Source organism: Chryseobacterium capnotolerans, from assembly GCF_021278965.1.
Taxonomy (GTDB): domain Bacteria; phylum Bacteroidota; class Bacteroidia; order Flavobacteriales; family Weeksellaceae; genus Chryseobacterium; species Chryseobacterium capnotolerans.
Map to the genome: position 1 here is coordinate 2,524,502 of NZ_CP065589.1, position 23,365 is coordinate 2,547,866.

Consider the following 23,365-nt stretch of genomic DNA (forward strand, 5'->3'; position numbering starts at 1 on the left):
TTGATTATGAAATTTAAAATCTGGCCAAAAAAGATTGATAGAAATAGAGTCTTTTATTACTTAAAGTAAATAGCTGTATATCAAAGCTTATCAAGTGCTTTGTAACTAGCCTGGGAGTTTTGTATCAATTTAACCATCCGATTTAAAAACCGTATCGTTTTAGCATATTGATTTTATGTAACCTGTAGGTGTTTGAGAGATTTCTTTTTTGAAAACTGTATAAAAAATGATTTTGTCTATATCATTTATGAGTATAACACGTATCTTTTAATGATTACAAATGAGAATATTACCCATTTAATTTTTCCATTTGCCCAAACCATTCTTCATATATATCTTCTACTGTTTTTAACTTATGTTCTGTAAAAACATTATCATAGCTGAAATCACTATTAAATTTATCTGTTTTTGGGTGGTATGATAACTTCAACATGATGGGAGCATCTCTCCTATCATTTTTAAAAAGGTCTTCGATATCTTTCAGTATCCGGTTACCTTTATTGAGCATTTCAAACAATTTCTCATGGCTAATATCATACTGCATATCTGATACCTCATTCACATTATGGGATTTCACCAGATAGCCATTAATTTCATAAAAAACTTTATAAAAATATCCTGTCTCTATTAACCCGATGATATACACAGCATCTACTTCTTCTGAATTATTATCTACAAATTCAAAGCCGGTTTCAACGAGTTCTGCAAGATATTTTTGAAATTTAGTATCAAAATGGCTCATATTCTGATGATTTGCAATTAAACCAGTTAAGATAGTAAATTTTATCCATCCATTTGAATGTATAATTTCACCACAAGTTATACTTGATATTTGCCATAATATTTACGTAAATTTGGACAGCATCTGTCTGTTAATACGCACTAGCAGGCAATACCACGACTTCATTATGGATACAGATATTATCGTTTCGCAGCTTACAGAACATTTTCAGGAAATTGTCCCTTTAAAAAAGGAAGAAATTGACCTTGTGATTCAAAAACTGGAATTTATTCAGCTTAAAAAGAAAGAATATCTGCTCCGTGAAGGACAAATTTCAAGACATATGCGATTCATTGCCCAGGGAAGTTTATATGCTTATCATATTGATGAAAAAGGTAAGGAAAATATCACTCAGCTCGGTATTGAAAACTGGTGGATTAATGATTTGTACAGCTATCTGAGCGAGCTTCCTTCAAGAATGTTTATTCAGGCTAACGAAGATGCTGTAATTGTTCAAATCAGTAAAAGTAATTTGGAACTCTTATATAAAGAAATTCCTGCCATCTCCGAATTCTGGCGTCTAAAAATGCAATCAGCCTATGTTACTTTACAAGAAAGAACGTTTGAACATTCAAGAGTGGACGCTTACACCAAATACAGAAACTTTGTATCTGCTTACCGTAATATTGAGCAGCGCTTTCCACAATATATGATTGCTTCTTACCTGGGAATTACTGTAGAGTACCTTAGTTATTTAAGAAAAAAGCACCTGTCTGACGTTTCTTAAGATATCTTAAGTTTATTCCCTCCCCGCCTGAATAATTTTGCTCTCAGAATTTTAATGAGTGCAATATGAAGGCAAAAATCATCGCCATAACAGCTCTTGCATCAGTCTCTTTAAGTCTGAATGCACAGAAACTAAACTTTACTCCGGACCTTGTTTTAGGACACCGTTCCTATACCTATATGCATAATGTCAATTATTATTTTAATGATCGGCTAAAGCTCAACAACCTCACTTTATTTGATACAGAATATACCAAAGACAAAGAAAATATATTCTTCATACGAAACACCCTTGCTTACAATCTTACCAAAAGGTTCAGTATCAATGCTGCAATAGGGATGAAAAATCCTGGAGCATTCTTCAGTGCTTATGTACAATACAGGATTGCAAAACCCACTTATTCACTTTCCTACTCTATTGGAACTACTTATCAGAAAGGGTTTTCTCTGGAACAGTCTGTTTCATTTGAATACATGCCTTATCTGAAGGAAAATCTTCAGGGCTACTTCAGTGTGTTAGCTATTGGCAATATTGATAACAGTGGCTATCCAAGAGGCTTACAGTTTATCCGCCTGGGCATAAAACAGGATAAAATCATGTACGGAGTGGCTTCCAATTTCGACCAGTTCAACAACGCCAAAAAGACCCTTGAAAATGTTGGGGCATTTGTAAAATATAACTTTTAAATAATAATATAATGAAAAAGAACATTGACTTAGGACTATTAATCAGCAGAATCGCCATTGGATTTCCAATGTCAGTATATGGAGTAAATAAGTTGATTCACGGAATAGGATTTATTGAAGATATGATGACCATGCACGGTTTGCCTTCCTTCTTTGCCTATGGAGTATTTGCAGGTGAAATTATAGCTCCTATTATGCTGATGCTGGGCTTCAGAACAAGGCTTGCAGGTTTAATTTTTGCAGCCAACTGCTTTACTGCAACCGTTCTTGCCCAAACGGCTAATATTTTCAAACTGAATGACTTTGGAGGCTGGGCATTGGAATTATTAGTGATCTATATGTTAGTGGGAATTAGTTTTTTCTTTGCAGGAGCTGGGAAATATGCGGTTTCTACGGCAAATAAGTGGGATTAAATATCTTGTTGGAAAACGCTAAGACGCTATTTTTTCTTTTCCTTTCAACACGTTTTAGGGCGCAAAAATTTTATCTACAATAAAATTGAATACCGCTTATTTACTACGGATATGAGAATATCTAAAAAACTATGTGCCTATGTGGTTTAAAAAATTCTAACCACAATAGGTACATAGAATTTTGCTCGAAAACGCAAAGATTTTATCTCCGATAAAATTGAGTACCGCTTATTTTTGCCACGGATACACAAATAATTTTATGAATGCATTCGTGGCATTTTCGATCTTATTCCGAGACGTTAATTTCGGAAAAAACCAATTTATAAATGGATTTTCATGTTCGAAAGTTAAAATTCATCTTAGAAATCCTTCACTTCATCTATCTTATTCTACAAGACATCTTTTAACACATTGAACAACAATTAATTGAACAAATATTAAAGTTTCTTTGTGGTGTCAAAAAAGAAAAGAATGAGAAAAAAATGGATGATTATTGCTGCGTTTACACAGGCAGCTTATGCTTTTGCACAGATAGAACTGAGGTCTGAATATCTGCCTCAGCAAAAGTACATCAATAATAACGGAAATAAAACGGAGGGAAAAAGTTCAGTACTCACCACTACTTTCACAGCCACCATTCCTGTAAGTGTAAAACCATCAAACTACCAACAGCCTTCCCTATGGGCAGCAACGCTTAATGCTTCCTATACTTCATTCAGTAATGATGGAATAGCAGCTGAAGCTCTGCCTAAAGAAATGGCTTCGGCAGACCTTGGGGTAATGTATATGACCCCATTAAACGAAAAACTGATGTTCATTGGTGGAGCATCCGCAGGGGTTTATTCTACAGATACCGATCTGAAAAAGTTAGACATGGATCATGTTGTGGTTAATGTATATTCTTCTTTTATATGGCAGCTTCGTCCCAAAATAAAACTTGGGGTTGCTCTTGTTGGAAATAATGCTTTTGACAAACCTATGCTTATTCCTTTCCCCTACTTTCAGTACCACAGTGAAAAAGCCCGTGGAATGGAATATCATGCGGAATTGAGCTATAGTCCGAAATTTTCTGTAGGGTACAGATTTAATGAAACTTTTGCACTGCGTATTGTTAACCGTCCCAAGTTTTTCTTTTCTCTCGCTAAGATTGATGGCCAAAAGAAATATTTTGACCATCATTATGTAAGTTTGGGAATGGAACCGGAATATAGCTTTAATAAATGGACGGTAAGCGGTACATTGGGTGCTAACTTCGGACGTACAGACCGTTATCGTGACAGAGAACCTTCTCAATTTCTTAAATGGGGAAATGCAACTTTTGACCCTTCATTCTATGTTTCTGCAGGGATAAAATATAACTTTGCAAAAAGGCAGAAATAAGAAACACCAACCTTTTTATAAACTGAACTTCATATGGATCTTTCTGAAATTTTCCCCAATCAGGAAATGAAAACCAAAAGATATGTGCTTCCGCTCTATTATTTTTTGGTAACTACTCTATACACCATATACCAAATCATTTTCTTCAATACGATTTTGAAGAGCAGCATTCTTTCAAAAAGCAGCTTATGGGATAATTTCCTGCTTCAGTTTGTCATCTTCTATCCCATTGTACTGGTTATGACGTTTCTGGATTATCTTTTGATTAAGTTTATTAATGAGATTACACCTCTGCACAACAGTTTATATAGACATGCTTCCGCTTTGTTTGTAAGTAATATCCTGTTATGCGCTATTCTCTATATCATCTTCAGCTTCACAGTAACGGAGCTAATGGATGTGGGAATCCGACAGTCACTTTCTTATAAAACAAGCCTTATTCTCAATATTACTGCCAATTTGCCCATCCTTCTGGTTATTGATCTGCTGTTTTACTTTCAGGCAGAACGTAAGGCGATTAAAGCTTCTGAGAAAGCTAAACGGGATATGCTGATGTATCAGTATAATGCATTAAGAGCACAGGTAAATCCTCACTTCTTATTCAATTCTCTGAATGTTTTGTCTTCTCTCATTTATGAAAATCAGGAACAAGCTAATAAATATACCAAAGCTTTATCACAGGTCTACAGACAGGTTTTATCTGTCAGCAAAAAGCCCCTGAATACTTTACAAGAGGAAATGCATTTCTTCCGACAATATCTGTTTCTAATGGAAATAAGATTTGAAAATGGCTTTAAAATAGAAATTGAGCCTACTGAACAATGGGAACACCGTAAATTGGTAGCCTTCAGCTTTCAGCTTCTTTTGGAAAATGCTTTTAAACACAATGTAAGTTCTGCTGCCAATCCTCTATTGATCTACATTTCTGTGGATGAAAACGGAATATCTTTCAGAAATAGAATATTTTTACGGAATGATATTACCAAAGGAGAAGGAATTGGGTTATCTTTTCTGAATACACAATACGACCGTTATCATAAAAAACTCAGAATAATAGAAGAAGAAAATGATTTTATCGTCAAAATACCTTTCGTAGAATGAAAAAATATTTAATTATTGAAGATGAGCGCCTGGCATTTTCTGAACTGAAACGAATGGTAGAAAGCCTTAGACCAGATTATCAGTTATTGGGAAGAACAGAAAGTGTATTGGAATCTGTTGAGTTTTTGCAGGAACATAAACCTGATTTTATTTTGATGGACATCAGTTTATCAGATGGCAGCTGTTTTGAAATTTTCAATCCTATCAAGGTAGAGGTTCCTATTATTTTTACAACGGCTTACGATGAATATGCCATACAGGCTTTTAAAGTCAATAGCATAGATTATCTTTTGAAACCTATTTCTGAAGATGAGCTTGAACGTGCTCTCATTAAGCTTGAAGACCTTCATTTTGACAAAGAGCAAAAAGAAATGGGCATCCGGATGGTAGAATCTTCCTTGATGAAAAAGGTAAAAAACAGATTTCTTGTTCATTCCCGTGACGGATACCTATACGTGGAATCAAAAAACATTGCCTACTTCTACAGTGAAGAAAAAGTAGTCATGCTGCATACATTTGATAACAAAAGATATATTATTAATTACACTTTGGATCAACTGGAGGGACAACTTACAGAAGATCTGTTTTTCAGGGTTTCCCGAAACTGCATTGCTAATATCAAGGCCATTAAAGGAATTAAAAAACTGGTGAACAGCCGGTTAACAATTGAATTTGAACCGGAATGTCCCCATGAGATTGTAGTGAGCCGCGTAAGGGTCCAGAACTTCCTTGAATGGCTGAATGATGACTAAATAAATGCCACTAATGCACGAATATTTTTAATGTTTATTTACTAATTTATTCCCTTTATTCTTAGAATTATTCGTGTATTCGTGGCGATTAACTTATTCTCGCAGATCACACAGATTTCGCAGATTTTTCACAATCATCTGCATAATTCGCGTAATCTGCGAGAGATAAAAATATCTGCAAGATATGCCACATTCAATTTTATCGCAGATAAAATCCTTGCACCTTAAAAAGAAAAAAAATAGCGTCTTTGCGTTTCCCAACAAAATACATTCACCTATCTTTATCCTGAATTTAATAAGTTATGATGAAGGAAGTAATCGTGTATCAAATTGATTCTTTTACAAAAGAAAAGTTCAAAGGAAATCCTGCTGGTGTTGTACTCAATGCTGAAAGTCTGACAGCCGAAGAAATGCAGCTCATTGCAAGGGAGCTTAATAATTCGGAAACGGCATTTGTCTTAAAACCTGAGCAGAATGAAAATTTTGATTACCACGTACGTTATTTCACTCCCACAACAGAGGTTCCTATCTGCGGACATGCCACTATTGGAGCGCTTTATGCTAAGGCTATAGAAGACCAGCTAGATTCTTGTATTATTAGGATCAACACTCAGGTTGGTATTTTACCTATCGATATTCTAAAAACAGATCATGACTATCAAATTACCATGACCCAAGGAAGTTTTAGCCTGGAACCTGCTTTTGAACCTTCCGTAAAGCAAAGAATTGTGGATGCCTTAGGGTTAAAGAAGGAAGACCTTAACGAAAAGTGCCTAGTGCAGATTGCTTCTACGGGCCATTCTAAAGTAATGATAGGTATTAACAGCAGAACTTTGCTGAATCATCTGACTCCAGATTTTACTGCTTTAGCCCATCTCAGCAAAGAAATTGGTTGTAATGGTTATTTTGTATTTACTTTTGATTCTGATGATAAAGATGTTTTAACCTATGGAAGGATGTTTGCCCCTGCCATCGGTATTCAGGAAGATCCTGTTACGGGCAATGCCAATGGACCTTTGGGTGGTTATCTCATTCAGAATAAAATCGTAGACGTTGCTGACGGAACTTTTGAATTTATCGGAAGACAAGGGGAAGCCATCAATAGAATCGGACAAATGAAAGTTGAGGTAAGTGTAAAAAATCATAGCCCGGAGATCATCAGAATTACAGGGAATGCGGTTCATGTTTTTCGTACGGTGATGCCTGTATGATATTTATTCTGAATCCGGGTTTGTTTCTTCCAGTTTTTTTCTGTAATTTTTTGGAGTAGATCCGGTTTTCACTCTGAATAGATAGGAAAAGTGAGAAAAGTTCTGAAATCCCAATTCAAAAGCAATTTCTTTAATGGATTTATCTGAACTGTGAAGCAGATTTTTAGCTTCAAGAATAATTCTTTCTTTGATAAACTCAAGAGGTGAAATTGTATACTGTTTTCTACAGATCACTCCCAGATAATTAGGAGTAATACATAGCTCATCTGCATAAAACGCCACATTCTTTTGAGTTTTATAATATTTGTCTACCAGCATATGAAAACGGAAAGCAAGATTGTCCGGAGTGCTTAAGGCTTTATTTCCATAAGCATGTTCTACCCATAAATTGATAATAAGAGCTAAAAGCCTTACTCTTGCATTGATAAGTTCCGGAAATACAACATCAGCAGCAATTTCCTTTCTGATGGCATTAAATTCAAGACTGAATCTATGATAGGTTTCATCATCAGGCTGTATCATTTCATATTTACTGTAAGATGAAAATGTAAATTTAAGGGTTGGAGAAAAGGTTTTAAGGATTTCATCATTAATAATCAACCTCCTTCCTACTGTTTCGGGGGCCAGTTCCCATTTGTATTCCCTTTTGGGAAGATGGATGAACAATTGCTGAGCTTTTAAATTATATTGATTCAGACCGGTGGTACATTTTCCGCCTTCGCACTGATCCAATAAGATAATGGTAAAACAGTTTTCAGGAAAAAAATTAAGAGAATCACCACTGATCTCGTCCTGAAAAACAACGTCAATTCCTTTATTAAATACCTCTTCTACTGAATTTTTATTTATCAGCTCTTTATCTATTATCATACTAATCTTTTCAATACTAATTTATGAAAATCCCCTCATATATTATTTTCTGTAAATACAATATATTTTATTTCCTATTATTTTTAGCAGCGTGCAAAGATACATTCTTCTTCTCCTTCCGGAAATATCAGAAACCGTGATAAGAATATCCTGTTTTCATATCATTTAAGATTAATGAGGATACAAAAAATCAAGAGAATATGACTATATCCCTCTATCCTTCTTACTTTTAAGACTTATCACCTTACTTTTTCACCCTTAATTTCAATAAGCATATTTTTAGTTTATCGTTAAAACAATAAGTATATTTGTGTAAGGATCTTGTTCCTATACTTCATATGTTAACAGACAAATTTGGAAGACCTATCAACTATCTGAGGCTGGCCGTTGTGGACAGATGCAACCTTCGATGTACTTACTGTATGCCGGAAAACGGACTTCCATGGATTAAACAGAATGATCTGATGACTGATGAAGAAATGCTCCGTATATGTTCTGTATTTACAGATCTTGGAGTAGATAAAATCAGAATCACAGGCGGTGAACCTTTTGTCAGAAAGAACTGTATCAGCCTTATTGAAAAAATAGCACAGCTTCATGGGCTTACTGATATCAGTTTAACCACCAATGGACTTCTTACCGAACAATACATTCCACAACTGAAATCATTCGGAATAAAATCTGTTAACCTTAGCCTTGATACGTTGGATGAGGAACGTTTTTTCAAAATCACCCGCCGTAAAAGCTTTGATAAAGTGATGAAAACACTGGATGGTTTACTGAACCATCAGATCAGGGTAAAAATCAACACGGTAGTAATGGAGAATCAGAACATAGAAGATATAATTCCCTTGGTTGAACTTACGAAAAATCTTCCGGTAGATGTTCGTTTTATTGAAGAGATGCCTTTCAATGGAAATAATGATTCTGAAGTTGCTCCAAAATGGAATTATCCTCAAATTTATAGCTATATCAAAGATCATTTTCCAGCTATAGAAAAAATGGAAGATCCTAAAAGCTCTACTTCATACAATTATAAAGTACCAGGTTTTACAGGAAATATTGGCATTATTGCAGCCTATACCCGTTCTTTCTGTGGAGACTGTAACAGAATAAGAATTACTCCTTCCGGAATATTGAAAACCTGTCTGTATGAAGGTGGAGGGATTAATTTAAAAGATATGATTCGTTCAGGTACCACTGACAATGCATTAAAAAATATAATAATCAACAGCATACATCATAAACCTAAAGACGGATGGGAAGCAGAGCAACAAAGCCTTAATGCTTCATCTATTCATCAGTCAATGGCTACAATCGGAGGATAACTATGGAAATGATAACTGTACAACAGGCAGAAGACATTATACTTTCCCAAACAAATGATTTTGGAACCGAATATATTGCTTATGACCAGGCATTAGGAAGAGTTTTGGCAGAAGATCTTACCGCAGATCGGGACTTGCCGCCTTTTGACAGACCTACTGTTGATGGAATTGCCATCCGTTATTCCGCCTATGAAAAAGGAAATCGTTCCTTCCGTGTAAAAGCAATACAATCTGCTGGAGAAGCCTCAATACCTATTGATTCGGAAACTGAATGTATAGAAATTATGACCGGTGCTGCTTTGGATTGTTCAGTAGATACTGTTATCCGGTATGAAGATATTTCAATACATAATGGAATTGCAACCCTTACTATTGATATTAAACAAGGACAGAATATCCACCTGAAGGGCAGAGATAAAAAAGAAGGAGAAATTCTGGTAAAAACCAATCAGATTATTACTCCGGCTATTATTGGAATAGCTTCTTCCATTGGAAAAACCTCTATCAACGTAAAAAAATTGCCTAAAATCATCATCATTTCTACGGGAGATGAAATGGTAAGCCCGGAATCTATTCCTTCTCCTTATCAGTTAAGACGTTCAAATGGAATTACAATACAATCTGTTTTAAAACAATACCATATTGAAGCAGATACTCTTCACCTCAACGATAATTATGAAGAGATCAAAAAGAAATTTCCCGCTGCATTACTGAATATGATGTTCTTTTGATGAGTGGCGGTGTATCTATGGGAAAATTTGATTATCTCCCTCAGGTTTGTGAAGAACTGGGGATTGAAAAGCTTTTTCACAAAATCAAACAAAGGCCGGGAAAACCATTTTGGTTTGGCAAAAATGATACACAGAAACTTGTTTTTGCATTTCCTGGAAATCCTGTTTCGGTATTTATGTGTCTACACAGATACTTTATTCCGTGGCTGGAAAAGTCTTTGGAAATATCAGGAAACTCGCCTCAGTTTGCAGTATTACAGAATGATATTGAGGTACCTTTTTCACTCCAGTATTTTGTTCAGGTGAAATTGGGGACAAATGAAATGGGGCAGCTCACTGCTGAATCTGTTAATACAAATGGTTCGGGAGATTTTTCCCACCTTGCGGATACCAATGCTTTTATGGAACTTCCTTTGGAAAAGAACACCTTTAAAAAAGGAGAAGTATACCGGGTATGGAAATATAATAATTAAAATAACATATAAAATGCCACGAATGCACGAATACAATTAATTAGCGTCTCAAAATCTATGTGTCTATATGGTAAAAAACAACCACATAGATACATAGATGATAATGCAAGAGATATTTAAACAAATTCGTGCATTCGTGGCTAATAAAAATGTATTTCTGTGGGTTAAAAAAGAAGATATGTCAGAATTTACTCATCTTAATAAAAACGGACAGCCTGCTATTGTAGATGTTGGTGGAAAACGTGTAACCAAAAGAAAAGCTGTTGCACAAGCTATAATCTCTTTGCCTGAAAATATATTGGAAGCTTTACAACAGGACGATTTCAAAACAAAAAAAGGGTCTGTATTCCAGATTGCCATTATCGCAGGAATTATGGGAGCTAAAAAAACGAGTGAACTTATTCCTCTTTGCCATCCCATCGGACTCGATAACTGTCATTTACAGATAGAACTGAATGAGCAAAACGATATTGTCGTTGAATGCACCGCCAGTATAGAAGCTAAAACAGGAGTGGAAATGGAAGCTCTTACCGGCGCCTCTGTTGCAGCCCTTACTATTTATGATATGTGCAAAGCATTAAGCCATGATATTATTATCAAAGAAATAAAATTAATAGAAAAATCAGGTGGAAAAAATGATTTCAAAAGAGTCTGATACCGTTCCTAAAATTAATGGTCTTGTTCTCGCTGGTGGAAAGAGTGTAAGAATGGGAAAAGCTAAAGATCTCCTTCAATGGCATGGAAAAGAACAGCGTTATTTTGCAGCAGATCTTCTAACTCCGTTTTGTGATGAGGTTTTTATCTCCTGCAGACAGGATCAACTGGAAAACTTTGATCCCAATTATAAAGCTCTTACCGACACATTTCTGAATATGGGACCTTTTGGCGGAATTCTCTCAGCACTACGTTCTCAAAGAGATAAGGCATGGTTGGTGGTAGCTTGTGATCTTCCTTTACTGGATCCGAAATCTCTGGAATTCTTAGTACAGTCAAGAGATCCTGAAAAGGCTGCAACTACTTATGAAAGTCCTTTTGATGGCTTACCAGAACCATTAATTACGATTTGGGAGCCTAAAAGCTATCCTTTGCTGCTTCAATTTCTGGGAATTGGAAATACATGTCCACGAAAGGTTCTAATCAATAGTGATACGTTAATTTTGAAACCTGATAATCCGAATGCTTTAATGAATGTGAATACGCCTGAGGATGCTGAAAAAGCTCACCGGATTCTAAAAAGTTAATTTTGTTGGAAAACACAAGGGCGCCAATTTTTTCTTTTTAAAACGTTTTTAAGGCGCGAGGATTTTATCTGCGATACAATTGAATGCGGCATATCTTGCAGATATTTTTTATCTCTCGCAGATTATGCGAATTATGCAGATGATTGTGAAAAACCTGCGCCATCTGCATGATCTGCGAGGGAATATTAAGCACCACGAATAAGATTCTCAGATGTAATAAATAATTAGAATCTATAATTAAGAATGCTTATAGATTAATTAATAGAAATAAACTGAATCGTAAACATTAAAAAATTCGTGCATTCGTGGCAAAAAATAGAGGCAAAAATATAAAGAAACAATTATGAATACATCATTTGAACGTTATCAGTGTCAGATGGCTTTACCGGGATTTGGTATGGCATCCCAGGAACTGTTGAAAAATGCAAAAGTTCTTATTGTGGGTATGGGTGGACTTGGCTGTCCTACGGCCCAATATCTTGCTTCTTCCGGTGTTGGAACCATTGGTATTGTGGATGATGATATTGTTTCTTTGAGTAATCTCCATCGTCAGATTTTATACAGCCCTGAGGATATAGGAGCTTACAAAGTAGATGTTGCAGCCAAAAGATTACAACAACAAAACCCTTCTGTATCCATTATTCCCTATAAAGTACGCATCACTTCTTCCAATGTGATGGAACTGATTTCAGAGTTTGACCTCATCATTGAAGGAACAGATAATTTTGAAACCAAATGTCTATTGAATGATGCCTGTGTTTTAGCAGGAAGACCTTTGGTGTATGGGGCTATTTATCAAGATGAAGGTCAGGTAAGCATCTGGAATGTTTTACAAAAAGATGGCAGTTATTCTCCTAATTATCGTGATGTTTTTCCTAATGCAGAAGAATCTCAGGTTCCTAACTGCAGAGAAGGTGGTGTACTTCCAACTCTAGCCGGAATAGTAGGCTGTATACAAGCCAACGAAGCCATAAAATACCTTATTGGATCCGAAGAAACTCTGGCAGGAAAACTCTGGATGATGAATGTAATGAGCGGCAAAACTCAGATTATAAAGCTTAAAAAAACTTCTATCCAAATCTCTGGTCTTACTCAAACTGTTCAACGTATCAGTTTTGAAGAATTTAAACGGAATCAGAAAAACTTTGAAATTATAGATGTACGAACAAAGGAGGAACATCAACAGTTTAATATTGGCGGAAAGAATATTCCACTGGATGAATTGGATAAACACTTCCCTTTTCTTTCTTCGGTTTCAAACCCTATAATGATGTACTGCCAGTCCGGCAAACGAAGTATGGAAGCTGTGAGAAAAATTAAAAAAGTATTTCCTGAGAAGGAAGTGTTTTCTTTGCAAAATGGTATTGATGGAATACCCGGATAGCTTTATTTAGCCACAAAAGCTTTTAGTTTGAACACTTTTAGTTCATCTCTTTAGAAGCTGATTAATCAAATAAACTGGCATCTGAATAGAAAACTTGCCCGTTACTGATTCTTGCAGGTGTTGTGTAAGGATGTTCTTCTGATTTTCCAATCTTCATAATATGTTCTACGTCCCATCCTTTTGCTTTTAGATAATCCGAGATCATTGATCTGTGACAGCTCCACCAAACGGCTTCTGAGCACATAAAAGCGGTTCTTTTTAATCTTGCTATTGTATCCAGTTTTTCAATTGCTTTGGTGAATTCTTCAGTCTGCATATAATCAGCATAACCACGGAAAGATTCATTTTTCCAACGGCTATTGACTGAATTGGCCTGTACTTTTCTCCTTCCACCCAAGGTTTCAAAATGGATATATTCAATAGAATTTTCAGGTAATACTTTCTCTAGATTTTCTTTACTGAACCACGGATACCTCTTTGAACTGGCAAATCTGCGTACATCAGCAAGAACTTCAATGTTGAATGATTTCAACATCTCTATAAATTCTTCCAGGGAATGAGTAGAATGTCCAATCGTATAAATAATTGGTTTTTTCAAAGATTCCATAGGTCTGTAATTAGTCTATGATGGTGTGTTGTTCTTTCTTAGAAACAGTAATTTCCTCTCCCGCCATTTCATGAATAGTTTCTTCAATCATCGCACTCATACTGTTTAAAGCTAAATCATTGGCTTCTGTACCAAACGGTTCTTCGATTTCATCTGCTATGGCCTCAAATGCTACAAAAGTATAGGCTACAAATACAACAATAAGCGGAGTAAACCACCTTAGTGAATCTACTAATCCAAACGGCAAAAGAAAACAGTAAATATATACAGTACGATGCAATAAAACACGGTAACTGTAAGGAAGCGGAGTGGACACAATCCTTTCGCACCCACCGACAATATCAGAGAGTTTATCAAAATTTTCGTCAAAACGTGCCTGTTGAATGGTATCTATACTTCCCTCCTCTTTTGCTTTCTGAACCCATTCTGCCAATAACCTCATAATGACAGCGGGTTTATACTTTGCTGCAGAAACTATTTTTAACTGATCCTCATTCAATCTCTCTTTTAGGTCTTCATGAGCATCTGTTCCTCTCAACTGATGTTTCAATGCGAAAATAAAAGCACCTAATAATTTGATAAATTCAGGAACAGAAACACTGCTTTCTTTTCTATTTTTCAAGGTTAAAGCCTGACGGGTTAAGGAACGCGCAGTATTTAATAAAGCGCCCCACAATTTACGTCCTTCCCAGAATCTATCATAGCTGGCGTTATTCTTGAATCCTAAAAATAAAGCCAGTACAAATCCGAATAGCGTTAATGGTGCCGGATTAAGCGGAATTTTAAAGGAAAAAAATAACCCCGCGCAGATAAACTACGCCCAATGATAAAATAAAAAGCAAAAAAAGACGCGGCAACAGTCCAGGCAATACTGAACCATGCCAGACAAAAAGCATTTTAAACCAATGTTCCTTCTTCCTTATAATCATACCGTTTGTTGTAAAGCCTTTATTTAAAATTTTATTTTTTGATCTGTCCTATTACCAGAGATTCCAATTGATAAGAGCTGCGTGCAGGTTTTTTTTCGCCTTCTGCAACGATGCGAAGCGGACCTTTTGATTCTGCCAAAGGTTTTCCATCCATTGTATCTGCTACAATAACGTTTTTATCTGCAATAGAAGCATCCAGCTCAGCTAATGAAAACAAAACCTGATATCCGTCTTTACATTTTGCCAGCAGATATTTTGAGATATTTTCACCGTGAAGTTCCTTTCCTGAAGGAGCTCCAACTTTTGCAAGAATATCACGAATGGAAACTCCTGTGTATACATGAATTGTTCCATCTTTATCTTTAAGTGAGGCTTCTTTTCTTGGCATCTTTGATAAATCGTTCAGACGCAATTCTAAAGGAGTAGGAACTTCCCCACTCACTTTCAATTTGAATCCGGATTGACCGAAGGCCCAGCCGGAAAGCAATAACAGCGCTACAGGCAGTATTTTTTTCATACAACAATATAAGAATAATTATGGTCTTTGAATAGCTCCCTGATATAACATTTCATCTACTTTTTTATAGACTTCGGGATTATGTTTTTTAATCTTGATTTTCACATATTTGGAAGCCGGCATATTACTTTCCTTTACCACATTATTTACGGATACTAAAACATTGGTTTCCGGAAAATAGGTAACAGTATTCTTTTCTGGAATCTGGTAAGAAACAATAATAAACAGAGGAGCGACTCTTTCTATACCATCATCATAGTTGAAAAGGTCTACTTTATCACCTGCTTTAAATCCTGCTTTATCAATATCTTTTTGATTCATGAATATCACCCGGCGTTCATTTTTTATTCCGCGGTAACGGTCATCTAATCCGTAAATGGTTGTATTAAATTGATCGTGAGTACGGGTTGTAGCCATCATATATTCATCGGAAGCCAGCGTATTATCAGGAATTTCTGTTAATGTAAAAGGGGCACGTCCGCCAAGCTCTTTAGAAAAGCTTTGTTCGTCTCTTGCTGCATTGGGAAGGTAAAATCCTCCTTTCTGTCTGACACGAACGTTATAATCTGTAAAGCCAGGTATGCATTGTTCAATATCATCTCTCACGGCATCATAACTATCATGGAAACGCTGCCAGTTCACCACAGAACGATCCCCTAAAGTAGCCATGGCCATACGGCATACAATCTGGGTCTCATTGATGAGGTTATCCGAAACGGCATCCAGCATTCCTTTTGAACTCTGAACAACGCCCATTGAGTTTTCTGTAGTGATGATCTGTACTTCGCCATTCACAATATCTTTGTCACTACGCCCATAAGTAGGAAGAATTAAAGCCTCTTTTCCATGAACAAGGTGTCCTCTGTTCAACTTGGTGGAAACAGACACCAATAAATTCAGTTTTCTCAAGGCATTGGCTGTATAAGTGGTATCAGGAGTCGCAGAAATAAAGTTTCCGCCCATACAGAACATTACTTTTATTTTTTCTTCGTGAATGGCTTTTATGGCACGCACTACATCGTATCCATGTTTGCGGGGAACTTTAAAACCATAGAAATTTTCAAGACGGTCAAGCTGTTCATCAGTTGGTTTTTCATCAATCATCATCGTTCTGTTTCCCTGAACATTGCTGTGGCCTCTTACAGGACAAACTCCTGCTCCCGGTTTACCAATGCTGCCTTTCAGTAAAAGAATATTCAGTATTTCGCGGATCATATCAACGCCGTTCGGTTGCTGGGTAAGCCCCATTCCCCAACTGACTATAATTTTCTTTTTAAAAGCCATCATTTCTGCTGCCTGACGAAGAGCTTCTTTGGAAACACCTGAAAGTTCAGCCAATTCGTCAAGCTTATACTCATCAAACTGTTTCATGAAATCTTCGTATCCCACCGTTTTATTTTTAATGAAATCTTCATCAAATACCTTCCCTGGATTTTGTTTTTCAAACTCAATTAAAAGGAGTTCCAAAGCTTTCAATAAAGCCATATCTCCATTGATCTTTACAGGCAAATAAAGGTCTGCCAGTTGTACACCACCGGTAAGGACTTCTCTCACGCTCTGAGGGTTAATAAATCCCATCAACCCTGCTTCAGGTAATGGATTGATCGCTATAATTTTAGCTCCATTTTTCTTCCCTTTTGCCAAAGCACTCATCATTCTCGGAGCATTGGTTCCTGGGTTTTGTCCGATGATTACAATCACTTCAGCATCATAAAAATCTTCCAGAGTTACGGTTCCTTTACCGATTCCTATGGTTGGGCGAAGTGCAGAACCTGAAGTTTCATGGCACATATTGGAACAATCAGGCATATTATTGGTTCCAAATTCTTTAGCGAATAATTGGTATACAAATGATGCTTCATTACTCGTTCGGCCTGATGTATAAAAAGCAGCCTGATCCGGAGATTCCAATGCATTGAAATGTTCTGCTATTTTTTTAAAGGCATGATCCCAACTGATGGGTTCATAATGGGTTGCTCCCGGAGCCAGGTACATCGGATCGGTAAGCCTTCCCATTTTCCCTATCTGATAGTCATCTAATTTTGCCAGATCATATACGGAGTTTTGTTTGAAAAACTCAGGTGTTACTTTTTTAGTTGTAGCTTCTTCTGCAAGAGCCTTTGCACCATTTTCACAATATTCTCCCAATACAGAGCGTTCATCATCAGGATCGGGCCAGGCACAACTCGGACAGTCGAAGCCACCTATCTGATTCATTTTGAACAGGGCTCTCATTCCCCGGACAGGTGTTTTTTCTTCAAATAAATCACTAAAAGCAGCCATTACCGCAGGAACTCCTGCAGCAGCTTTTTCTACGTGTGTTAACTTAAGGTCTAATAAAGTGAATGGATTCTCAGCATTAGGTTCTCTGCTGATCTCTTCTTCTACTTTCTTTTTATGATTGTCTTCCATAACCTTTTATTTTGTAAAGTGATTAACATTTAAGATTGGGATTCGGATAGTTGTCGCTTTGATCTTCCATCGTATTGTCTATACATACAAAATCTTTTTCTACCAAAAGCTTAACTGGGCCTGACTGACCGTCAAATCCCACAATATCTGTAGAGATCCACTCTTCTACCATGGCTTCAGGCATTTTCATGACCATTTTATTTTCAATGAATGCCGCTGATAATGTAGTATCGTTTGTTTTCTCTATGGCATAGATGAATGGTCTGTCTACAAATTCTGTAAAACTGGAAACCGTCCCGTTCTTTCCTAATTCTGAAACTTCAGATTGGGTTAAACGAAATCTGATGGAATTGTCTTTTATTCTTATTTTCATTAGTTTCTTTTTAATTATTAATTCACTTTATCTATGCACCTATGTGGTAAAAATATTTTTTTTAAAACCACATAGATACATAGGTTTGTAGATGTATTATTCTTATTAGTGGATTCGTGGCCGTTAAAATTTACTTTTCAATGATTTTGTGAAAGCTACTTTCGTTATAAATATTAAATCTGTTATCTCTAAGAAATCCTAACAGCGTCATATTAAACTCTTTTGCTACATCTACTGCAAGGCTGGATGGGGCTCCGATTGCTGCCACTACAGTAATTCCTGCCATAGCCGCCTTCTGAATAAGTTCAAAACTAGCCCTGCCACTAAGTACTAAAATCTTATCTTTCAGAGGAAGCTGTCCTGTGAATAATGCATGGCCAATCAGTTTATCTAGTGCATTGTGTCTTCCTACATCTTCCCGTAAAGCCAGCAGCTGTCCATCAACATCGAAAACTCCTGAGGCATGAATTCCTCCTGTGGCACTGAAATTATTCTGAAAAGACTGCAGATTATCAGATAACTGATACAAAACATCAAATAATAAGATACGTTCTTCACGTTTGATATCCTGAAAAGTACTTACGGTTTTTATAGATTCTATAGAACCTTTTCCACATACTCCACAACTGGATGTAGTATAAAAATTTCTGTCAGCATTTTGAAGATGGGGAGTAAAATCTTCAGTCAATTCCACTTCAATGATATTTTCCCGGTTTCTGGAACATTCTGCCTGTGGATGATCTATATTCTGAATCTGATGGGAGCCTGAAATAATTCCTTCTGTGAATAGAAAACCGGCTGCCAATTCTGCATCATTGCCGGGCGTTCTCATGGTTACGGATATGTTTTTAGTAATCCTTTGGTCTTTTGGACCATAGGAAATCCGGATTTCCAGAGGTTCTTCTACAGAAAGATCATCAGAATAAGGAAAACTCTTGTTTTCTTTTACTTTGATAATCTCTATCTTCTGTACAGATTTATTTTCTAATGTATTGGTTTTCATATCTGAATAATCTGTTATAGTAAATATACGAATTTTCGTTATTCAATTATGGGTGTGCTGAAACCCATTCTTCTCCATCTTCAAAAATCTCTTTTTTCCATATAGGAACGGTTTTCTTTATGGTATCAATAATATAACGGCAAGCATCAAAAACAGCATCCCGATGTCCGTCACTTACCACAATGATTACTGCGGCATCACCTGGAAACAATATTCCAATACGATGATGAACCACAATATTCCGTACACCAAACAATTCTATAGCCTGATCTATAATTTTCTTGATTTCTTTTACCGCCATAGGTTGATAGCATTCGTATTCCAAACGGCTAACAGGTTTATTTTTAGTAACGTTGCGAACAGTTCCTATAAATGTTGAAACACCGCCACTGCTCAGATCCTGAGCCAAGGTTAGGCATTCGGTTATGTTTAATATATCTTCTGTGATTTTGATATCAATCATTTCTTTTTATTTTGAATCTTCATAAGTCTTATCCGCCACTTACAGGAGGAATGATGGCTATTTCATCTGTGTTTACAATGATCTGATCGTCTTCAGCATATTCTTCATTGACTGCAATGAAATAGGATTTCAACTTTATGAGTTGAGGGAAGTCTTCTTCCAATTTTTCTTTTAATTGTCTGACGTTCAAATCGTCTTGAACTTCCAATTCTTTTTTGATGCTCCGAAAATATCTTTCGTGATTCCAAAAGCTAATATTTTGAGTTTCATTTTATTTTTACACTAAGATTTTACCAATATTTCATGAGAACATTTATTCCTGCCACCAAAACCAAGATTGCAGTCATTCTTTTTATCACCAAAGGATTCCATTTCAGGGACATTCTGGAACCTATCTGGCCCCCTATCAAAACTGCCAGGCATAAGCTTAAAATCCTGAAATAATCTATCTCCACAGACAGTTTCGATAATTGTCCGAAAATACCTGATACAGAATTCACCAATATAAATACACTGGAGGTAGCAGCTATTTTTCTTGGTGTGTCCCATTTCATCAGATTCAATAAAGGGGAAAGAAAAATTCCGCCTCCAATTCCTACCAATCCGGATAAAAAGCCAATTCCACCTCCTAAAAAACTGTTTCCCACAATTGTAGTTTTTGATTCATACGAGATCTTTTCTTCATTTTTAGCTTCCGTTTTAACCCATAACAAGACAGCCGCTATAATAAGAGTAATTCCTAAGATCATAAAAAAAGTTTCCTGACTTATTTTCAGTATGGCTCCCAAATAAGCCATGGGAACACTTACCAGCGTTATGGGCAGCACTTTTCTCCAATTGATCTGTTTATTTTTAACATAAATATATACACCTCCCACTACAACAATAACGTTACAGATTAATGCTGTTAAACGGATTTCCTGATAAGGCAGGCTATACATGGCCAATACAGCCAGATAACTTGAACCACCGCCAAATCCTACGGATGAGTATACAAATGCAATGATCAAAAACAGCAGAAAAATCTCCCAATGGCCCATATTATTTTATTGACGGTTTATTTTATTACAATAATACTCATTTTAGAGCTTGATTACGGATAGAAAATCTAAAAGTCTCTACAGTAATTTGTGAAAAAAATGTCATAAATTGTTTATCTCAAGAATAAAGTGGTGTGGTACCATTATCATTTATTAAATTTGATTCATTAGAAACAGTAAAAAATGCCCGCAAACGAAACACAAAAAAACATGAATTCTCAGAATGTCACTGATTATCCTAACAACAATACTTATTTCCTGGTCTGGAATTTTAAACAGGATGCAAATCCTGCAAAAATTAAATCGATATTTCAGAGAATATGTGCTCTGATCACCAATCTTAACAATTCTGCTCTTGATCGTTTTCCGAATTCTAAAGCAAGCTGCGTGATGGGAATCGGTTACGAGGCATGGCTACAACTTGAATTACCCAGTCCGTTGCCCAAAGAATTTAAAAAATTCGAAGAAATAAAAGGCAGTAAACATACTGCGGTAAGTACAAAAGGAGATCTTCATTTTCATATCCGTTCTGATGAAAAAAGCCTAGCCTATGATATGGCTTCTACGATTTCGGATTTCATGACTGGAATTGCAGACTGTGTTGTAGAAGTACAGGGATTCCGTTATTGGGACAGCAGATCCATTTTAGGCTTTGTGGATGGTACGGAAAATCCGCATGGAAAAGACCGTGATTATTTTGCCATTATCGGAGATACAGATCCTGAATATGAAGGGGGAAGTTATCTTTTTGTTCAGAAATATATCCATAATATGAATGCCTGGAAATCTCTTTCTGTAGAGGATCAGGAAAAGGTGATCGGAAGATCGAAAGAACAGGATATTGAAATGGATGATGATGTAAAACCTAAAAACTCACATATTGCTCTGGCCAATGTAGGAGATGATTTCAAAGTAGTGAGAGACAATATGCCTTTCGGGAATGTTTCCACAAATGAAATGGGGACTTATTTTATCTGCTATGCGAGCACATTCAGTACCGTAGAAAAAATGCTGACGAACATGTTCATTGGTGATCCTGTAGGAAATTATGACCGCATTCTGGATTTCAGTACTGCGCAGACCGGAACTTTATTTTTTGTTCCTTCAGCGGATATGCTGGATGAATTTTCTTCATAAATTAACTCATACAATAGCTTAGCTGAGACTGCTTCAAAATATCGTTCTTAATAAAGCAATACGTGATGAAAAACCTCTTTGAGAGTTGTATTTTCTCTCGCAGATTCTGGAGATTACACAGATTTTAATTGCCACTAATTCACAAATCAAAATAATTCGTGAATTAGTGGCTAAATAGTATACAACTTAATGTTTTATGGAAATCTATTCCTTTACATTTATTTCCAGTTGTTTATCTTCATTGTATGCTATATTGATGAAAATATTTTTATAAATCTTGACAATGTCTCCGTTCTGAACTTTATGTTTTTTCTGTAACCGTCTTCCATGAACAAAAATAGCCTCTGCATCAATCAATTGATTCATTTTGCTTGATGAAAGGTGTAAGCAACTTCTCACCACTGTAGATAATCTCAGGTTAAATTCAAAAGGACATTTGATTATAAAGCTCAGTACTTCACTATCTGAAGTCATCATGTACTCTAGCGGAACCTCATCAAACTGAATTTCATATTCAACACTGTCTAAATCTACTTCTGCATTGTTTTTCCTTCTTATTTCGCGGGAAAAAGCATATTCCCAGGCCAGATCAACATTATTCTCAGAAAGTCTATTAAACATTTCTTTACTGATGGACTCTTTTCTGATTCTGGAAAATATAGTCATGTTGTATCGGTGGTGGCATTTTACACATCTGTAAATTAACCATATATCAATATTCTTTTTTGGGCATTGAGCCTGAATTTATCACTACAATGAAACCTTTCGCTGTCGCAATGGTTGCATTTCTTTTTCAAAAGGGGCGTGTTCCGGGCTTTTACTACCCATGTATACTCTATACTCATTATAATTTGTGCTTAATATTCTTTAGTAATTTCTTACCTATTATTCACGCATTACAAAGTCAGTACAGCTATTGAACAGAAATATCCTCTCCTATTCTTTTCTGAACAGCAGAACCGTCAAAAACAGAAATAGAGATACAGTTGCCTTATTGGCAATGCAATAAATAATAGGGTTAAATGAAAACCTGTTCAGGTAGAGTTACCTGAACGAAAGAATAATTAGCCTACGGTTTTTGAAGGCTAATTGTAAGCGATAACAGGTTTAAGAGTAGTTCTCAAAACGAATTGTTTACTTGGTTGGGATAAAAGTAGTTAATTCTAGACAAAAAACAAGTTTTTATCTCCCTTTTTATTTTAAAATTAAAATAATAAAATGCGATGACAATTTTACTAAGTCAGATAAAAACCAATATTATTTTGTAGCTTAGAGAAAGTTTCAGCGTATTACTATTTTTATCTAACCATTTAAAAGCTTACGGTATGTGGTGGGTATATGCAATTCTTTCAGCATTTTTTGCTTCGCTTACTGCCATTTTTGCCAAGATTGGTATTATAGGGGTGAACTCGAACCTTGCCACTGCTATCAGAAGTGTGATTATCCTGATGGCAGCATGGGGAATTGTTTTAGCACGGAGTGAATACAAAGGTATCCCTGCCCTTTCCCGTCATAATCTTATTTATCTTGTCGTTTCCGGGCTGACAACGGGGCTTTCATGGATATTTTATTTTAAAGCTCTGCAGGTTGGTAAAGTGACCCAGGTGGCTCCTGTTGATAAATTAAGTGTTGCTTTAACGATTGTTCTTTCCGTTATATTTCTTGGGGAATCTCTTACTTTAAAAACAGCAATTGGGGCTTTATTGATTATTATAGGAACTGTGGTTTTGATCTTTGAACAATGATTGACTTTTAAGCACAAGTTTTACAAGAGGAGAATTGAATACTTTATTCGTTTGCAAAGCC

Annotated in this window: 28 protein-coding genes; 15 read left to right on the plus strand and 13 right to left on the minus strand. The window is 36.1% G+C overall.

Annotation, left to right across the window (positions count from 1 at the left end; genetic code table 11):
• Positions 1-289 precede the first annotated feature (289 nt).
• Positions 290-742 carry a hypothetical protein gene (locus H5J24_RS12005; RefSeq protein WP_068942990.1) on the minus strand — a complete coding sequence of 151 codons (453 nt, stop codon included), beginning with the start codon at positions 740-742 and terminating at the stop codon, positions 290-292.
• A gap of 166 nt (positions 743-908) precedes the next feature.
• Here H5J24_RS12005 and H5J24_RS12010 point away from each other — a divergent pair, with 166 nt between their 5' ends.
• The 7 genes from H5J24_RS12010 to H5J24_RS12040 all read left to right on the plus strand — a co-directional run bounded on the left by H5J24_RS12010 (position 909) and on the right by H5J24_RS12040 (position 7,051).
• The gene (locus H5J24_RS12010; protein WP_068942989.1) at positions 909-1,508 is read left to right on the plus strand and encodes a Crp/Fnr family transcriptional regulator; all 600 of its coding nucleotides are present in this window, start codon (positions 909-911) and stop codon (positions 1,506-1,508) included.
• Between the two features lie 65 nt (positions 1,509-1,573).
• Positions 1,574-2,194 carry a hypothetical protein gene (locus tag H5J24_RS12015; protein ID WP_068942988.1) on the plus strand — a complete coding sequence of 207 codons (621 nt, stop codon included), beginning with the start codon at positions 1,574-1,576 and terminating at the stop codon, positions 2,192-2,194.
• Between the two features lie 11 nt (positions 2,195-2,205).
• Positions 2,206-2,607, plus strand: a complete 402-nt coding sequence (locus H5J24_RS12020) for a DoxX family protein (RefSeq protein WP_068942987.1) — start codon at positions 2,206-2,208, stop codon at positions 2,605-2,607.
• A gap of 471 nt (positions 2,608-3,078) precedes the next feature.
• Entirely contained in the window at positions 3,079-3,987 is a 909-nt protein-coding gene (locus H5J24_RS12025; protein WP_068942986.1) for a DUF6268 family outer membrane beta-barrel protein, read from the plus strand.
• A 33-nt stretch (positions 3,988-4,020) separates the two neighbouring features.
• The gene (locus H5J24_RS12030) at positions 4,021-5,088 is read left to right on the plus strand and encodes a sensor histidine kinase (protein ID WP_082811178.1); all 1,068 of its coding nucleotides are present in this window, start codon (positions 4,021-4,023) and stop codon (positions 5,086-5,088) included.
• Complete coding sequence (locus H5J24_RS12035; protein ID WP_068942985.1) at positions 5,085-5,840, plus strand: LytR/AlgR family response regulator transcription factor; 756 nt, start codon at positions 5,085-5,087, stop codon at positions 5,838-5,840. Before H5J24_RS12030 ends, H5J24_RS12035 begins: the two co-directional genes overlap by 4 nt.
• A gap of 302 nt (positions 5,841-6,142) precedes the next feature.
• Positions 6,143-7,051 (plus strand): PhzF family isomerase, encoded by a 909-nt coding sequence (locus tag H5J24_RS12040; RefSeq protein ID WP_185124658.1) that lies wholly within the window; start codon positions 6,143-6,145, stop codon positions 7,049-7,051.
• Between the two features lie 3 nt (positions 7,052-7,054).
• Here H5J24_RS12040 and H5J24_RS12045 read toward each other — a convergent pair whose 3' ends face one another.
• The gene (locus H5J24_RS12045) at positions 7,055-7,921 is read right to left on the minus strand and encodes a helix-turn-helix domain-containing protein (RefSeq protein WP_068942984.1); all 867 of its coding nucleotides are present in this window, start codon (positions 7,919-7,921) and stop codon (positions 7,055-7,057) included.
• 338 nt (positions 7,922-8,259) lie between these two features.
• Between H5J24_RS12045 and moaA the strand changes: the two genes are divergently transcribed.
• The 6 genes from moaA (at position 8,260) to H5J24_RS12075 (ending at position 13,078) form a co-directional block, all read left to right on the plus strand.
• Positions 8,260-9,249 carry a GTP 3',8-cyclase MoaA gene (gene moaA, locus H5J24_RS12050; protein ID WP_232816326.1) on the plus strand — a complete coding sequence of 330 codons (990 nt, stop codon included), beginning with the start codon at positions 8,260-8,262 and terminating at the stop codon, positions 9,247-9,249.
• Positions 9,250-9,251: 2 nt separating this feature from the next.
• Complete coding sequence (locus H5J24_RS12055) at positions 9,252-9,980, plus strand: molybdopterin molybdotransferase MoeA (RefSeq protein ID WP_232816327.1); 729 nt, start codon at positions 9,252-9,254, stop codon at positions 9,978-9,980.
• Positions 9,980-10,453: a molybdopterin-binding protein gene (locus H5J24_RS12060; protein WP_232816328.1), complete on the plus strand. Its 474-nt coding sequence runs from the start codon at positions 9,980-9,982 to the stop codon at positions 10,451-10,453. Before H5J24_RS12055 ends, H5J24_RS12060 begins: the two co-directional genes overlap by 1 nt.
• A 178-nt stretch (positions 10,454-10,631) precedes the next feature.
• Positions 10,632-11,108 (plus strand): cyclic pyranopterin monophosphate synthase MoaC, encoded by a 477-nt coding sequence (gene moaC / locus H5J24_RS12065; RefSeq protein ID WP_068945060.1) that lies wholly within the window; start codon positions 10,632-10,634, stop codon positions 11,106-11,108.
• Positions 11,089-11,694, plus strand: coding sequence for an NTP transferase domain-containing protein (locus H5J24_RS12070; RefSeq protein WP_068942982.1), 606 nt, complete (start codon positions 11,089-11,091; stop codon positions 11,692-11,694). Before moaC ends, H5J24_RS12070 begins: the two co-directional genes overlap by 20 nt.
• A 343-nt stretch (positions 11,695-12,037) precedes the next feature.
• Positions 12,038-13,078, plus strand: coding sequence for a HesA/MoeB/ThiF family protein (locus tag H5J24_RS12075; protein WP_068942981.1), 1,041 nt, complete (start codon positions 12,038-12,040; stop codon positions 13,076-13,078).
• A 61-nt stretch (positions 13,079-13,139) separates the two neighbouring features.
• On the opposite strand, the gene H5J24_RS12080 is transcribed toward H5J24_RS12075, so the two are convergent.
• From H5J24_RS12080 to H5J24_RS12120, 10 genes are all read right to left on the minus strand, one after another.
• Entirely contained in the window at positions 13,140-13,685 is a 546-nt protein-coding gene (locus tag H5J24_RS12080) for a DUF488 domain-containing protein (protein ID WP_390881154.1), read from the minus strand.
• Between the two features lie 10 nt (positions 13,686-13,695).
• A complete protein-coding gene (locus H5J24_RS12085) occupies positions 13,696-14,496 on the minus strand; it encodes a bestrophin family protein (RefSeq protein ID WP_346729998.1) in 801 nt (266 codons plus the stop codon).
• A complete protein-coding gene (locus H5J24_RS25590; RefSeq protein ID WP_346729978.1) occupies positions 14,468-14,614 on the minus strand; it encodes a bestrophin family ion channel in 147 nt (48 codons plus the stop codon). Before H5J24_RS25590 ends, H5J24_RS12085 begins: the two co-directional genes overlap by 29 nt.
• A gap of 31 nt (positions 14,615-14,645) precedes the next feature.
• Positions 14,646-15,131, minus strand: a complete 486-nt coding sequence (locus H5J24_RS12090) for a molybdopterin-dependent oxidoreductase (RefSeq protein ID WP_068942979.1) — start codon at positions 15,129-15,131, stop codon at positions 14,646-14,648.
• Between the two features lie 18 nt (positions 15,132-15,149).
• Positions 15,150-17,543, minus strand: coding sequence for an FdhF/YdeP family oxidoreductase (locus tag H5J24_RS12095; protein WP_068942978.1), 2,394 nt, complete (start codon positions 17,541-17,543; stop codon positions 15,150-15,152).
• A 22-nt stretch (positions 17,544-17,565) separates the two neighbouring features.
• Positions 17,566-17,916, minus strand: a complete 351-nt coding sequence (locus H5J24_RS12100) for a DUF7009 family protein (protein WP_068942977.1) — start codon at positions 17,914-17,916, stop codon at positions 17,566-17,568.
• A gap of 130 nt (positions 17,917-18,046) precedes the next feature.
• Positions 18,047-18,919, minus strand: coding sequence for a formate dehydrogenase accessory sulfurtransferase FdhD (gene fdhD / locus H5J24_RS12105; protein WP_068942976.1), 873 nt, complete (start codon positions 18,917-18,919; stop codon positions 18,047-18,049).
• Between the two features lie 46 nt (positions 18,920-18,965).
• On the minus strand, positions 18,966-19,382 hold the full coding sequence (locus tag H5J24_RS12110) for a molybdenum cofactor biosynthesis protein MoaE (protein WP_068942975.1): 417 nt from the start codon (positions 19,380-19,382) through the stop codon (positions 18,966-18,968).
• Positions 19,383-19,410: 28 nt separating this feature from the next.
• The gene (locus tag H5J24_RS12115; RefSeq protein ID WP_232816329.1) at positions 19,411-19,590 is read right to left on the minus strand and encodes a MoaD/ThiS family protein; all 180 of its coding nucleotides are present in this window, start codon (positions 19,588-19,590) and stop codon (positions 19,411-19,413) included.
• A gap of 82 nt (positions 19,591-19,672) precedes the next feature.
• On the minus strand, positions 19,673-20,422 hold the full coding sequence (locus tag H5J24_RS12120) for a sulfite exporter TauE/SafE family protein (protein WP_068942973.1): 750 nt from the start codon (positions 20,420-20,422) through the stop codon (positions 19,673-19,675).
• Between the two features lie 210 nt (positions 20,423-20,632).
• On the opposite strand from H5J24_RS12120, the gene H5J24_RS12125 reads away from it, so the two are divergent.
• Complete coding sequence (locus H5J24_RS12125) at positions 20,633-21,559, plus strand: Dyp-type peroxidase (RefSeq protein ID WP_068945058.1); 927 nt, start codon at positions 20,633-20,635, stop codon at positions 21,557-21,559.
• A gap of 204 nt (positions 21,560-21,763) precedes the next feature.
• On the opposite strand, the gene H5J24_RS12130 is transcribed toward H5J24_RS12125, so the two are convergent.
• Entirely contained in the window at positions 21,764-22,225 is a 462-nt protein-coding gene (locus H5J24_RS12130) for a DUF1062 domain-containing protein (protein ID WP_232816330.1), read from the minus strand.
• Positions 22,226-22,884: 659 nt separating this feature from the next.
• On the opposite strand from H5J24_RS12130, the gene H5J24_RS12135 reads away from it, so the two are divergent.
• Positions 22,885-23,304, plus strand: coding sequence for an EamA family transporter (locus tag H5J24_RS12135; protein ID WP_068942971.1), 420 nt, complete (start codon positions 22,885-22,887; stop codon positions 23,302-23,304).
• Positions 23,305-23,365 lie beyond the last annotated feature (61 nt).

Excerpts from the sequence above, each read along its gene's own strand:
- H5J24_RS12015 (WP_068942988.1), top strand. The coding sequence starts at position 1,574 with ATGAAGGCAAAAATCATCGCCATAACAGCTCTTGCATCAGTCTCTTTA.
- fdhD (WP_068942976.1), bottom strand. The coding sequence starts at position 18,919 with ATGAAAACCAATACATTAGAAAATAAATCTGTACAGAAGATAGAGATT.
- H5J24_RS12125 (WP_068945058.1), top strand. The coding sequence starts at position 20,633 with ATGAATTCTCAGAATGTCACTGATTATCCTAACAACAATACTTATTTC.
- H5J24_RS12035 (WP_068942985.1), top strand. The coding sequence starts at position 5,085 with ATGAAAAAATATTTAATTATTGAAGATGAGCGCCTGGCATTTTCTGAA.
- H5J24_RS12130 (WP_232816330.1), bottom strand. The coding sequence starts at position 22,225 with ATGACTATATTTTCCAGAATCAGAAAAGAGTCCATCAGTAAAGAAATG.
- H5J24_RS12120 (WP_068942973.1), bottom strand. The coding sequence starts at position 20,422 with ATGGGCCATTGGGAGATTTTTCTGCTGTTTTTGATCATTGCATTTGTA.
- H5J24_RS25590 (WP_346729978.1), bottom strand. The coding sequence starts at position 14,614 with ATGATTATAAGGAAGAAGGAACATTGGTTTAAAATGCTTTTTGTCTGG.
- H5J24_RS12090 (WP_068942979.1), bottom strand. The coding sequence starts at position 15,131 with ATGAAAAAAATACTGCCTGTAGCGCTGTTATTGCTTTCCGGCTGGGCC.
- H5J24_RS12020 (WP_068942987.1), top strand. The coding sequence starts at position 2,206 with ATGAAAAAGAACATTGACTTAGGACTATTAATCAGCAGAATCGCCATT.
- H5J24_RS12095 (WP_068942978.1), bottom strand. The coding sequence starts at position 17,543 with ATGGAAGACAATCATAAAAAGAAAGTAGAAGAAGAGATCAGCAGAGAA.
- H5J24_RS12070 (WP_068942982.1), top strand. The coding sequence starts at position 11,089 with ATGATTTCAAAAGAGTCTGATACCGTTCCTAAAATTAATGGTCTTGTT.
- H5J24_RS12075 (WP_068942981.1), top strand. The coding sequence starts at position 12,038 with ATGAATACATCATTTGAACGTTATCAGTGTCAGATGGCTTTACCGGGA.
- H5J24_RS12080 (WP_390881154.1), bottom strand. The coding sequence starts at position 13,685 with ATGGAATCTTTGAAAAAACCAATTATTTATACGATTGGACATTCTACT.
- moaC (WP_068945060.1), top strand. The coding sequence starts at position 10,632 with ATGTCAGAATTTACTCATCTTAATAAAAACGGACAGCCTGCTATTGTA.
- H5J24_RS12010 (WP_068942989.1), top strand. The coding sequence starts at position 909 with ATGGATACAGATATTATCGTTTCGCAGCTTACAGAACATTTTCAGGAA.
- H5J24_RS12025 (WP_068942986.1), top strand. The coding sequence starts at position 3,079 with ATGAGAAAAAAATGGATGATTATTGCTGCGTTTACACAGGCAGCTTAT.
- H5J24_RS12055 (WP_232816327.1), top strand. The coding sequence starts at position 9,252 with ATGGAAATGATAACTGTACAACAGGCAGAAGACATTATACTTTCCCAA.
- H5J24_RS12060 (WP_232816328.1), top strand. The coding sequence starts at position 9,980 with ATGAGTGGCGGTGTATCTATGGGAAAATTTGATTATCTCCCTCAGGTT.
- H5J24_RS12040 (WP_185124658.1), top strand. The coding sequence starts at position 6,143 with ATGATGAAGGAAGTAATCGTGTATCAAATTGATTCTTTTACAAAAGAA.
- H5J24_RS12110 (WP_068942975.1), bottom strand. The coding sequence starts at position 19,382 with ATGATTGATATCAAAATCACAGAAGATATATTAAACATAACCGAATGC.
- H5J24_RS12135 (WP_068942971.1), top strand. The coding sequence starts at position 22,885 with ATGTGGTGGGTATATGCAATTCTTTCAGCATTTTTTGCTTCGCTTACT.
- H5J24_RS12045 (WP_068942984.1), bottom strand. The coding sequence starts at position 7,921 with ATGATAATAGATAAAGAGCTGATAAATAAAAATTCAGTAGAAGAGGTA.
- H5J24_RS12030 (WP_082811178.1), top strand. The coding sequence starts at position 4,021 with ATGGATCTTTCTGAAATTTTCCCCAATCAGGAAATGAAAACCAAAAGA.
- H5J24_RS12100 (WP_068942977.1), bottom strand. The coding sequence starts at position 17,916 with ATGAAAATAAGAATAAAAGACAATTCCATCAGATTTCGTTTAACCCAA.
- H5J24_RS12005 (WP_068942990.1), bottom strand. The coding sequence starts at position 742 with ATGAGCCATTTTGATACTAAATTTCAAAAATATCTTGCAGAACTCGTT.
- moaA (WP_232816326.1), top strand. The coding sequence starts at position 8,260 with ATGTTAACAGACAAATTTGGAAGACCTATCAACTATCTGAGGCTGGCC.